Source organism: Brachybacterium sp. (genome assembly GCF_036379615.1).
Taxonomy (GTDB): domain Bacteria; phylum Actinomycetota; class Actinomycetes; order Actinomycetales; family Dermabacteraceae; genus Brachybacterium.
In genome coordinates this window covers 138379-150451 of sequence record NZ_DASVGJ010000036.1, presented here as the reverse complement: position 1 = coordinate 150451, position 12073 = coordinate 138379, and the positions used below count along the sequence as shown (strand labels likewise).

The following is a 12073-nucleotide window of genomic DNA, read 5'->3' as shown; positions in this document are numbered from 1 at the left end:
GCGGCCCGGCCCCTCCTCAGGTCCAGGCGATCAGGCCTTGATACCGACCTGGGTCCAGTCGGTGGTCTCGAACAGCGAGGCACCGGTGTTCACGACGCCCTCCTTGATGGCCACGATGTTCGGTGTCGCGTAGAACGGGATGACCACGAACGACTCCGCGATCACCGTCGAGACCTCGTTGGCGATCCGGTGCCGCTCCTCCAGGTCGAAGGCCGCCTTCAGCTCCTCGTTGAGGGGGCCGAGCCGGTCATCGGCGAAGTTGGTGTAGTTCTGCCCCGAATCGAGCGGGTACATGAGGTTCACCGACGAGGACTCGGGGTAGGCGGTACCGACCCATGAGAACGTCACCATGTCGAAAGTCTTCGGCTGGACGTAGTCCGGGAAGTAGCCGTCGGCAGGGACCGTCTGCAGCTCACAGTTGAAGCCGATCTCGTTGAGATTCGTCTGCACCTGACGGGCACGATCGGAGTTCGACTTGGTGTCCGCCGGGATGATGATGCTCAGATCCAGCGTCTTCCCGTCTTTGGTGCGCTGGTCGCCCTCAAGCGTCCAACCGGCCTCGTCGAGCAGAGCGCCCGCCGCTTCCGGATCGAACTCCAGACCCCCGAAGGAATCCTCGTAGCCCTCCTGGCCGGGCATGTAGACGAAGTTGTCCACCAGCACGACGGGAGCCTCGAGCGGGCCCACCACAGCGCGGCCGATCGCGTCGCGGTCGATACCGCGTGCCATCGCCTCACGGACCTTGACGTCCTCGAGAGCGCCGTCGCCGCCCTTGGCGTTGATGGTCAGATGCGTCCAGGTCAGACCGTTGGTCTTCTGGATGACCGCATCCTCACGGGTCTTCGCCTGAGTGAGCACGTCACCGGTGCCCACGTCCAGCCAGTCGATCTCGCCGTTGGCGAAGGACTGCGGCTGGGTGGTCTGATCGACCACCTGGAAGATGATCGACTCGAGCTTCGGCGCACGGCCCCACCAGTGCTCGTTGCGCTTGAGGGTGACCACGCCGCCGGACTGATCGAGGTTGTCGACCGTGAACGGGCCCTTGCCGGGTCGCGGCTCGCTCACGTACGCCTCGTTGAAGGTGGCCGGGTCGGCATAGGAGGAGGCCGGACCGCCCGGGTGCACCAAGGTGATCCAGTCGATGTACGGGCTCGAGAAGACGATCTCGCCGGAGAACTCGTCATCGGTCTGGGTGATCGACTCGATCTGCTCCGTGCCCACGGTGGAGACGACGAGGAACTCCTCGTTCGAACCGTTGGTGGCCTTCCACTCGGCGATGAGGTCATCGACCACGATCGGGGAGCCGTCGTCCCACTTCGCGTCCGGGTTGTACTTGAAAGAGACTGTCTGCGGGTCCTCGCTGGTCAGCTCCGCCGAGACGACATAGTCCGGGTTGAAGGTCTTGTTGCCGGACTCGTCGACGATGATGACGGAGTCTTCACCCATCGTGTAGTAGATCTCGGCGGTATCAGCGTTGTTGCCGTCGACGTGGGCACGGTTCCAGTTGGCCGGGAAGGTGAGGATTGCCTTGCGCAGGGTCCCGCCGTCGGGGACCTCGTCATACTCCATGCGCTCCCAGGCGGTGCCGGGAAGCTCACCCTGTTCCTCAGCGGCCTGCTCGTTCTCCTCCGCAGCCTGGGACTGCTGCTCCTCCTCGGTGGCCTGGCCACCGCATGCGGCCAGCGCGGCGGCGGAACCGACCACGCCGGTGCCGGCGAGGAAAAGACGACGAGTGCTCGTGATCTTCATGGGTTTCTCTCTTCCTGGGTGTTGTGCAGCTCAGCACGGGGTCTTGGGTCGTGGGCGGGTACTGCGGTCTGAGGTGCTGGGACGCGGAGTCTCAGTCAACTGGGGTGGGGGACAGGGCAGAGATGTCGGCGTCGTCCAGACGGCCGATCTCGTCGACGTGGTGGCAGGCCACCCGGGAGCCGCCGTGGGGCAGGGCAGCCGGGTCATCGCCGAGGCACTTCGCCTGACGGCCCTCGTCGAGCATCCGGAACAGCGGACACCGGGAGGCGAAGTTGCAGCCCGGGATGTCCTCGGCGGGGCTGGGCAGATCACCGGTGAGCAGGATCCGACGGCGCTCACGCTCGATCAGCGGATCCGGTACCGGCACCGCGCTCATGAGCGCACGGGTATAGGGGTGACGAGGGTTCTCGTACACCTCCTGCACGGGGCCGTACTCCACGATCCGTCCCAGGTACATCACCGCGATCTTGTCGGCGATCTCCCGGACGATCGCGAGGTCGTGAGCGACGAACAAGTAGGACAGGTTCAACCGCTCGCGGAGGTCCTCCAACAGGTTCATCACGCCGGCCTGCACCGAGACGTCCAGAGCGGAGACGGGCTCGTCCAGCACCAGCACCTTCGGGTTCGTGATCAGCGAGCGCGCGATGCCGACGCGCTGGCGCTGACCGCCCGAGAACTCGTGCGGGTAGCGGTCGGTCATCTCCGGCGCCAGGCCCACCAGCTCGAGCATCTCGACCACGCGCCGGTCCCGCTCCGCACGGGGGACGCGGTGGACGGTCAGGGGCTCGGCGATGATGTCACCGACGGGCATTCGCGGATCGACCGCTGCCATCGGGTCCTGGAAGACGATCTGCACGTCCTGCCGCATCGCCAGACGCTCGGCCTTCGAGAGCTTCCCGACGTCCTTGCCGTTGACCTCGAGGCTGCCGCGCTGGGGGCTGACCAGCTCCATGATCTCGAGTGCCGTGGTGGACTTGCCCGAACCGGACTCGCCCACCAGGCCGAGGGTCTCGCCGGGAAAAACCTCGAAGTCCACCCCGTCGACGGCCTTCACAGCGCCCACCACGCGACGGAACACCGAGCCCTTGTACAGCGGGAAGTGGCGCACCAGGTCCTCGGCGCGGACCACCGGCTGCTGGTCGCCGCTGGTCTTGAGCGCCCGCTCCTCGTGGGCAGGACGCGGGAAGATGTCCGAGGGCTTCAGGGTGCCCGCCGCGATCTCGTCGGCCCGGTGACAGGCGGCCTCGCGACCGTCGTCGAGCACGGTCAGCAGCTCCGGCTCCGTGGTGAGGCAGCGCTCCTGCACCGCGGGGCAGCGATCCGCGAAGGGGCAGCCCGGAGGCAGCTCGGCGAGGTTCGGCGGGCGCCCCTCGAGGGGGACCAGCCGCTCCTTGCCGGCGGTGAGCATGTTCGGCACCGAGCGCAGCAGGCCCATCGTGTACGGCATCCGCGGGGCGCGGAACACCTCTTCGACCGGGCCCTTCTCGACCAGCTTGCCCGCGTACATCACAGCCACGCGATCCACGTTTCCGGCGACAACGCCGAGGTCGTGGGTGATCAGCACAACGGCCGCCCCCGTGACCTCCTTGGCCTTCTGCAGCACCTCGAGGATCTGTGCCTGGATCGTCACGTCCAGCGCCGTCGTGGGCTCGTCGGCGATGATCAGCGTCGGATCGTTCGCGATCGCGATCGCGATCATCGCCCGCTGGCGCATGCCACCGGAGAACTCGTGCGGGAAGGCCTTGACGCGCCGCTCGGGCGCCGGGATCCCGACGATCTTCAGCAGCTCCACCGCCCGCTTCTCGGCGGTGCGCGGGTGGAGGTTCTTGTCGTGGAGAGTCAGGGCCTCCCGGATCTGCTGGCCGATGGTGTACACCGGGGTCAGTGCCGAGAGCGGATCCTGGAAGATCATCGCGATGTCGCGGCCGCGCAGCTTCGAGAGCGCACGATCGCTCATCCCCAGGAGGGACTCACCGCGGAAGGTGATGTCCCCGTCGATCCTCGCGGAGCTCGGCAGCAGTCCCATCACCGCGAGGGAGGAGACGGACTTCCCGGAACCGGATTCGCCGACGATGCCGAGGAACTCGCCCTCGTCGACGGTGTAGTCCACCCCACGCACGGCGCGCACACCGCCGGTGGAGTTGGGGAAGGTGACGGTCAGGTCCTTGACCTGCAGCAGAGGCTCAGGCACGGTTCACCTCACTGGTGGGGTCGATGGCGTCGCGCAGGGCATCGCCCACGAGGGCGACGCCGGTCAGCAGCGCGACCAGGAAGGCCGCCGGGATCACGAACAGCCACGGGCGGGAGACGGCGGCGCCGGTGCCGTCCTGCAGCAGGGTGCCCAGGGAGACGTCCGGCGCCTGGATGCCCAGGCCGAAGAAGGACAGCGAGGTCTCGGCCAGGATCGCCATGGCCACGCCGAGGGCACCGTCGATGATCAGCAGCGAGGCGACGTTGGGGACGATGTGGCGACGCAGGATGGTCGGCGTGCTCACGCCCATGTAGCGCGCGGCCTTGACGTATTCGCGCTCCTTGAGCGACTTCGTCTGGTTCTTCACGATCTGGGCCATGATCATCCAGCTGAACAGCCCGATCGCGATGACCAGCAGCCCCCAGGCGGGAAGGAACCCGAGCCACTGGAGCGCAGCGGGAAGGTTGCTCGGGTCCGCGATGGCGGGGGAGACGATCATCAGCACGTAGAAGACCGGCAGCACCAGCAGCAGGTTGATCAGCCAGTTGGTGAACATCTCGAAGGGTCCGCCGAGGTACCCGGCAAGCGACCCCATGATCGCTGCGACCAGCGTGGCCGTGGGCGCGGCGAGGAAGCCGATCAGCAGCGACTTCCGCAGCGCCGAGGTCATCGAGGCGTAGAGGTCAACGCCGATCGCGTCGGTGCCGAAGTAGTGCTGGGCGCTGGGCGGGGAGTTGAAGTTGAAGACGTCCTGCTGGCCCTGCTCATAGATGTTGAAGAAGTCGCCGAACAGGGCGAAGCCGACGATCAGAGCCACGATCGCGCCGCCGATGTAGAAGTTCGGCTTGCCCTTCAGACGGCGCCAGACCAGACGGCTGCGGGAGATCGGACGATGCGGCTTCTGCTTCTCCTCGGCGGACTGTCCGGACTTATCGGCGATCAGGGTCGCGGTGGGCTCGATATCGCTGGCGAGATCCGAGCTGTGGTCAGCGGGAGGCTGAGTGCTCATCGACATGTCAGACCCTCACTCTCGGGTCGAGTGCCGCATACAGCACTTCGGACAGGGTGGAGCTGAACAGCAGCAGGATCGCGGTGAAGCAGACGTTCCCGGCCAGCGCGTTCACGTCGGAGGTCTGCACGGCGACGATGCCGTACTTGCCCATGCCGTCCCACGAGAAGATGATCTCGAGGAAGGCCGAGCCGGCCACCAGGGTGCCGAAGCTGTAGGCGAAGTAGGTGGACATCGGGATCAGCGCGACGCGCACGCCGTGCTTGACCAGCGCCTGGTTGCGGGTCGCGCCCTTCGCCCGGGCGGTGCGGATGAAGTCGCTGCCCAGCACGTCGAGCATCAGGGAGCGCTGGTAGCGCGAGTACCCGGCGGCACCGAACAACGTCAGGGCGATCGTGGGCAGCAGCAGGTGCACGAACCCGTCCCATACCTGGGGGAAGAAGCCCGTGATGCCCGGCGTGTAGGGACCGGTGAAGCGGATCGCCTGGAAACCCAGCAGCTGGTTGAAGTTGGTGGCCAGAATCATCAGGATCACGCCGCCCACGAAGGTCGGGGTGGAGATGAGGATGAACGAGGCGTAGGAGACGATCTGGTCCGAGGCCTTGTACTGGCGCACTGCCCCCCACACGCCGAGCGTGACGCCGAGGACCGCTGCCAGCAGGGCGCCCAGCAGGAGCAGGCGCAGGCTCAGCCCAGAACGACCGATGATCTCGAGGACCACCCAGTTGCCCTGGAGGTCCTGACCCAGTTTCTCGGTCAGCGGTTCGAAGAGGACCCGCTCGATCCACCACCAGGTGCGCAGCAGGACGGGATCCTTGTCATTGACTCCGTAGGCGCTGAGGATGCCGTCGACCGACTCCTCCGGGATCGGGGGATTGATCCCGAGGTAGCGCCGTCGGGGGAAGAAGAACAGGCTCGCAGCAATGTACGCGAAGACGGTCGCGACCACCGTGAGGATGAGGTAGTTGACGAACCGCCGCAGGATGTACTTGGTCATTCACGGACTCCCGGGGCGGAGTCGGTGACGATCGCACGGGAGACCGGGTGCGTCTGAACGACATCGCAGCGGCTCAGACGCCTCCAGGCAGACGAACGTGATCGCATCGTCAGGATTCCTCACATGATCGGGGCTCGGTCCGCCACTGTGCGGATCCTCTGAGCAGGTTTCTGCACTGTAGGGCACCCCGAGTCGCATCTTCGCGCTCGTCACGGCTCCATGGCCGAATTGTTATCCATCGGTATCCGGCCGCCACAGTGCGTGGCCGTGGGGGAGACTACCTCACATGGTGGAAAGACATGGAGTTTTCGGAGGCACTGTGCATGAGGGCCGTTCCGGGGCCGAAAGCCGTGCTCTCCCGGATATTCGTGACCGCTCGGTCAGCGCGCTGCCCCCCGCGGTCACCGAGGAGCGCTACCTCCGCCAGGTGCGGCTGCCCGAGCTGGGAGCTCAGGGGCAACGGCGGCTCGCGGCCGCCCGGGTCGCGGTGATCGGCGCGGGGGGGCTCGGCGCCCCGGTGCTGAGCTATCTCGCAGCCGCCGGCATCGGGGAGATCACCCTGTTCGACCCGGACACCGTGGACGCGACCAACCTCCACCGCCAGGTGCTGTTCACGCAGGCGGACGTGGGCCGCTCCAAGGCCGTGGCCGCCGCGGAGCATCTGCAGGCGCTGAACCCGCAGATCACGGTGCGCGCCGTGGCGGCTGCGGTCACTCCCGAGAATGCGCTCGAGATGCTCGAAGGTCATCACCTGGTGCTCGACGGCACTGACAACTTCCCCACCCGCTACCTGGCTTCCGATGCCTGTGAGCTGCTGGACATCCCGCTGGTGTGGGGGTCGATCCTCGGTTTCGCCGGCCAGGTCAGCGTGTTCTGGGGGGCGGGCGGGCGCGGTGTCACCTACCGGGACGTGCATCCGGTGCCGCCGCGGCCGGGTGAGGTGCCCAGCTGTGCCGAGGCCGGGGTGCTGGGGATGCTGTGCGGAGTGATCGGCTCGACCATGGCGATGGAGGCGGTGAAGGTGCTCGCCGGCATGGGGGAGGTGCTGTTCGGGAAGCTCGCCCTGTTCGACGCACTGCGCGCCCGCTGGGACGAGCTGCCCCTCGCGCGGGATCCGCAGCGCCGTCCGGTCGAGGCGATCGAGGATGTGATGGCCACCTGCGGGCTCCCGGGGCCGACGGGACCGGCTGCCGACGAGGTGACGGTGGCCGAGCTGCCCGGCCTGCTGGAGAACGGGGTGCGGGTGATCGATATCCGTGAGGAGCACGAGCTGACCGGCGGCATGATCCGCGGTGCGGAGCACATGCCGATGGGGGTGGTGCTCGCAGCGGCCGACGACAGTGCGGCGAAAGCGCTTGAGGGGGTGCTGCTCTACTGCGCGGCCGGCTCCCGCTCGGCGAGCACCCAGCGTGCTCTTGCTGCGCGAGGGATCACAGTTCGCTCCCTGCGCGGAGGCTTCAGCGCCGTCGAGGGCAGCGCGGTCGAGGTGACGGCGACGCCGGCGGGCTGAACTCAGCCCCCGGCGAAGGGCGGCAGGACGTCCACGCGATCGCCGTCGACGAGCACCCGATCGCGATCCGTGCAGGCCACTGCATTCAGCAGCAGGCTCGAGCGCTCGATCACCCGTACGGCGTCGTCCGAGGCGCCGGACCGGAGAGCGTCGACTGCTCCCTGCAGCGTGCGGGCCCTCACCTGCACCTGGTCCGCTCCGTACGCAGCGGCGGCGCCGGCGAACAGACGCACTCTGACCTGCGGCACCGAGGCGGTGAGGTCGGACTCCTTGTCCTCCGTGGTCATCACCTCTCTCTCATCCGTCGATCTCCCTCAACGGTCGATCGTCCCCATCCATTGAGCGTCCTCATCCGCCGATCGCGCTCATCGGGCGCTCCGGCTGGACGAAATCCTCCCGGTCCATGCCGTGGCCGGCCTTCTTGCCCCACTGGGCGGCGCGCCAGATCTCGGCGATCTCTTCGTCCTCAGCGCCGGAGCGCAGTGCGCCGCGCAGATCGGTCTCCTCGCGAGAGAACAGGCAGGTGCGCACCCGACCCTCGGCGGTGAGGCGGGTGCGGCGGCAGTCGGCGCAGAAGGGACGGGTCACCGACGCGATGATGCCCACCCGGCCGCGGTGGCGGCCGTCGGCGCTGTCAGTCACCTCGAAGAGCTCGGCGGGTGCGCCGTTGCGGGCTTCGGCCACCGGGGCGAGGGTGAAGCGGCCGGCGAGCATGGAGTGGACGTCCCCGGCGGTGACCATCTCGCCGCGGTCCCAGATGTGGTCCGCATCCAACGGCATCTGCTCGATCACACGCAGCTGGAGTCCCCGGTCCAGGCACCAGTCCAGCAGGTCGGGGAGCTCGAGATCGTTGACCCCGGGCAGCAGCACCGTGTTGATCTTGATCGGGTCCAGGCCCGCCTCGCGGGCGCCGTCGATACCGGCCAGCACCCGGTGCAGCAGGGGACGCCGGGTGAGGCGCTCGAAGGTCTCCGAGACCACCGAGTCCAGCGAGACGTTGATCCGGTCCAGCCCGGCCGCGCGCAACGGTCCCGCCCGATGATCGAGCCCGATCGCGTTCGTGGTCAGCGAGATGTCCGGACGCCGGGGGAGCGCGGCCACTCCCGCGATGATCTCCTCGAGGTCGGGGCGGGTCAGCGGTTCGCCGCCGGTGAAGCGCACCTGCTCGATGCCCAGCCGCTCCACGCCGATCCCCACCAGGCGCACCACCTCGTCCACGCTCAGCAGCTGGTCCTTCTTCAGGAACGTCATCCCGGACGCGGGCATGCAGTAGGTGCAGCGCAGGTTGCAGAAGTCCGTGAGGGACAGCCGCAGATCGGTCGCCTCACGGCCGAAGCGATCGGCGAGCGCGGAGGTCGCGGGCCGATCCGAGGTGTCCGGCAGGGACGTGGTCTGCTCGTCGGTCCTGCGCGGGGTCGGCATCCCCAGGGAGATGCGGCGCGACGCCATGCGCTCACCTCCTTCCGCTGCGGTCCGGTCCCGGACGGGATCTGCGCCCGGGATCTGCTCCCAGGATAGGCGGTCAGCTGCCGCGGTGGCGGAGCGATGGTCCCGCGGGCGCGCCATACTGAAGGGACGCCGCGGGGTGCAGACCCCGTGCGGCGCCTTCGAGCAGCCCGGCACCGAGGAGTGAACACGCCATGTCCGGTGACCAGCGGATCCCCCTGACCGATCATGTGGCGGATGCCGCCGCCCTGCTGGGGTCCGTGAGCGGCACCGAGGTGATTCCGCTCGACGGGCGTGCCGTCGGCCGGGTCGCCGTCGCCGAGCAGCGCGCACGGGTCGATGTCCCGGGCCTCGACAACTCGCAGATGGACGGCTTCGCCCTCGCCGCCGGGGACCTCGCCGGGGCCGGCGTCGCCGTGACCCTTCCGCTGGGTCCGGTGATCGCTGCGGGGGACGGACCCGGCGTCCTCGAGCCCGGCACGGCGCGCCCGATCATGACCGGCGCCCCGCTCCCGGACGGGGCCGATCTGGTGGTCCCGGTCGAGGAGAGCGCCGACGGTCGTTTCGCCGCAGCTGCCGCGAGCGGCGCTGTCCGTTCCGGCGCTGTCCGGTCCCGCTCCGTCACCGCCGAGACCACGAGCGTCACCCTCACTCCGGCGTCCGTGGAGGGGGGACGGTTCGTGCGCCGGCGCGGCTCGGACACCCACCGCGGGGACACCGTTCTGCGCGAGGACCGTCTGCTCACCCCACCCCGCATAGCCCACCTCGCGGCCTGCGGGGTGCGCGACATCGCGGTCCGCGCGCGAGTGCGCACGATCGTGCTGTCCACAGGCTCCGAGGTGCGCCCTGCACGGACCGGGGCCCCCGCCCCCGGCGCCCTGTTCGATGCGAACGGGCCAGGGCTCGCCGCAGCGCTCACCGACGCCGGCGCCGAGGTGGTGCACACCGCCGTCGTGCCGGACGAGGCAGAGACCCTGCTGGAGCATCTCCGCACGCAGATCCGTGCCCTGGATGCCGAGCTCGTCGTCACCAGCGGAGGCGTGAGCATGGGCGCCTACGAGGTGGTGCGGCACGCCGCCGCGCACGACGGGGTCATCCTCGCCTTCGCGACGCTCGCCCTGCAGCCCGGCGGCCCGCAGGGCATCGGCACCGTCGAGGTGGACGGCCGCCGGGTGCCCTGGCTCGCCTTCCCCGGCAACCCCGTCTCCGCCCTGCTCAGCTGCGAGCTCATCGCGAGACCCGCTCTCGGGGCCCCGGAGCGCCGGCGGCTGCGCCTCCCGCTGCAGCTCGAGGCCGAGGAGAGCTCACCGGAGGCGCTGGACCAGTACCGACGCGCCCGAGTGCTTCCGTCGGGACGGGTGCGCCTGGTGGGCGGCGCCTCCTCCCACCTCATCGGCGGGTATGCCGCCGCGGACGCGCTGGTCCGCGTGCCACCGGGGACCGCCCTGGTCCGTGACGGCGACCTGCTCGAGACCCTGCTGATCCCCGGAGGAGACTCATGAACGACCTCTCGCACGTGCGGGCCGACGGCTCCGCCCACATGGTCGACGTGACGGACAAGGCCGTCACCTCTCGCGAGGCGACCGCTCGGGCGGTGCTGCGCACCCGGACCGACGTCGTCGGACGCATCGCCAGCGGCGACCTGCCCAAGGGGGAGGCGCTGGCCACGGCCCGGATCGCCGGGATCATGGGGGCCAAGCGCACCCCGGACCTGATCCCGCTGTGCCATCCGCTGCCGCTGTCCGGGGTCGAGCTGGACCTCGTGCCCCGCGAGGACCGGGTGGAGATCATCGCCCGGGTGCGCACCAGAGGCGTCACCGGGGTCGAGATGGAGGCGCTCACCGCCGCCACCGTCGCGGCGCTGACCGTGTACGACATGATCAAGGCGGTGGACCACCTCGCGACCATCGAGGGGGTTCAGGTGCTCTCGAAGTCCGGCGGGAAGAGCGGGGACTGGAGCCGCGCCGATGCGGGGACCAGTGGCGGGTCGGAGACCAGCGGCGAGGCAAAGACTCGCGGCGAGACAGAACGGGAGGACCAGGGATGAAGGAGGTCCCGGCTCGACGGAGCGACGAGGACTGCACGGCGCGCGCGGACCCCGCGGAGGGTCCCGCTCTGCACGGCACGGCCCGGATCCTCATCGCCTCCACGCGCGCGGCCGACGGCACCTACGAGGACCGCACCGGGCCCCGGCTGCAGGAATGGCTCCGCGGGCGCGATCTCGACTCCGTGGACAAGCTGGTGGTCAGCGATGGACCGGAGGTCGGGCGGGCGCTCGCCGCAGCCATCGGGGACGACATCGACATCATCATCACCTCCGGGGGCACAGGGATCAGCCCCAGCGACGTCACCCCCGAGCAGACAGCACCGCTGATCGATCGGGAGATGCCCGGGATCCTCGAGGAGGTGCGCCGACGCGGCGTGCAGAAGAAGGCGACGGCGCTGCTCAGCCGCGGCGTCGCCGGAATGGCCGGTCGCAGCTTCGTGGTCAACCTGCCGGGCTCCCGCGGCGGCGTCGAGGACGGCATCGCGGTGCTCGACCCGCTCCTGGACCACCTGCTGGAGCAGCGCGACGGAGGGGACCACGCGTGAGCACCACCGATCCCTCCGACCCCTCCCGCGGCAGGACCCCCTTCGGTGCGGCGGGAGGTGACGCCGCGCTCGCCGATGCCGCGCTCGCTGATGCCACGGGCGGCGGCCTCCACATCCCTGGTGACCCCGCGATGGGCGAGACCACTGTCCGGGTCCGTCTCGCGGAGATCAGCGAGACCCCGCTGTCGCTGCAGCGGGTGATCGCGGCGGTCGCCGATCCGCGGTGCGGTGCCGTGGTGACCTTCGACGGCGTGGTGCGTGATCACGACGGCGGTCGCGGGGTGGAGCGCCTGGAGTATTCCGCGCATCCCACCGCCGGGGAGGTCATCGCCGAGGTCGCCTCCGAGATCGCCGAGCGCTATCCGGACTCCCTGGTCGCCGTCGCTCATCGCCACGGTCCCCTGGAGATCGGCGACTCGGCCCTGGTGTGCGCCGTGGCCGCCCCTCACCGCAAGCAGGCCTTCGCCGCCTGCGACGACCTGGTGGACACCGTCAAGCAGAGGGTGCCCATATGGAAGCACCAGATCTTCGACGATGGGGAGACGGAATGGGTGGGGGCGCTGGGCTGATCGACGTGCT

The 12073-nt window shown here is 69.2% G+C and carries 11 protein-coding genes; 5 read left to right on the top strand and 6 right to left on the bottom strand.

Annotated features, from left to right (window positions below; translation table 11 throughout):
- Nucleotides 1–30: 30 nt before the first annotated feature.
- From VF289_RS07230 to VF289_RS07215, 4 genes are all read right to left on the bottom strand, one after another.
- Complete coding sequence (locus VF289_RS07230; protein ID WP_330882558.1) at nt 31–1749, bottom strand: ABC transporter family substrate-binding protein; 1719 nt, start codon at nt 1747–1749, stop codon at nt 31–33.
- 91 nt (nt 1750–1840) lie between these two features.
- Complete coding sequence (locus VF289_RS07225) at nt 1841–3940, bottom strand: ABC transporter ATP-binding protein (protein WP_330882556.1); 2100 nt, start codon at nt 3938–3940, stop codon at nt 1841–1843.
- Nucleotides 3933–4949, bottom strand: coding sequence for an ABC transporter permease (locus tag VF289_RS07220; protein WP_330882554.1), 1017 nt, complete (start codon nt 4947–4949; stop codon nt 3933–3935). Before VF289_RS07220 ends, VF289_RS07225 begins: the two co-directional genes overlap by 8 nt.
- Before the next feature lie 7 nt (nt 4950–4956).
- Nucleotides 4957–5946 (bottom strand): ABC transporter permease, encoded by a 990-nt coding sequence (locus VF289_RS07215; RefSeq protein WP_330882552.1) that lies wholly within the window; start codon nt 5944–5946, stop codon nt 4957–4959.
- Between the two features lie 319 nt (nt 5947–6265).
- On the opposite strand from VF289_RS07215, the gene VF289_RS07210 reads away from it, so the two are divergent.
- Nucleotides 6266–7456: a ThiF family adenylyltransferase gene (locus VF289_RS07210; RefSeq protein ID WP_330882550.1), complete on the top strand. Its 1191-nt coding sequence runs from the start codon at nt 6266–6268 to the stop codon at nt 7454–7456.
- Between the two features lie 2 nt (nt 7457–7458).
- Here the strand turns inward: VF289_RS07210 and VF289_RS07205 are convergent, their stop codons facing one another.
- Complete coding sequence (locus VF289_RS07205) at nt 7459–7743, bottom strand: MoaD/ThiS family protein (RefSeq protein ID WP_330882548.1); 285 nt, start codon at nt 7741–7743, stop codon at nt 7459–7461.
- Between the two features lie 61 nt (nt 7744–7804).
- Nucleotides 7805–8905, bottom strand: coding sequence for a GTP 3',8-cyclase MoaA (gene moaA, locus VF289_RS07200; protein ID WP_330882546.1), 1101 nt, complete (start codon nt 8903–8905; stop codon nt 7805–7807).
- 191 nt (nt 8906–9096) lie between these two features.
- Here moaA and VF289_RS07195 point away from each other — a divergent pair, with 191 nt between their 5' ends.
- From VF289_RS07195 to VF289_RS07180, 4 genes are read left to right on the top strand one after another with little or no spacing between them, the layout of a single operon-like run.
- Entirely contained in the window at nt 9097–10404 is a 1308-nt protein-coding gene (locus VF289_RS07195; RefSeq protein ID WP_330882544.1) for a molybdopterin molybdotransferase MoeA, read from the top strand.
- On the top strand, nt 10401–10949 hold the full coding sequence (moaC, locus tag VF289_RS07190; RefSeq protein WP_330882542.1) for a cyclic pyranopterin monophosphate synthase MoaC: 549 nt from the start codon (nt 10401–10403) through the stop codon (nt 10947–10949). Before VF289_RS07195 ends, moaC begins: the two co-directional genes overlap by 4 nt.
- Nucleotides 10946–11494, top strand: a complete 549-nt coding sequence (locus VF289_RS07185; RefSeq protein ID WP_330882540.1) for a MogA/MoaB family molybdenum cofactor biosynthesis protein — start codon at nt 10946–10948, stop codon at nt 11492–11494. The genes moaC and VF289_RS07185 overlap by 4 nt, the downstream gene beginning before the upstream one ends.
- Nucleotides 11491–12063 carry a molybdenum cofactor biosynthesis protein MoaE gene (locus tag VF289_RS07180; RefSeq protein WP_330882538.1) on the top strand — a complete coding sequence of 191 codons (573 nt, stop codon included), beginning with the start codon at nt 11491–11493 and terminating at the stop codon, nt 12061–12063. The genes VF289_RS07185 and VF289_RS07180 overlap by 4 nt, the downstream gene beginning before the upstream one ends.
- Nucleotides 12064–12073 lie beyond the last annotated feature (10 nt).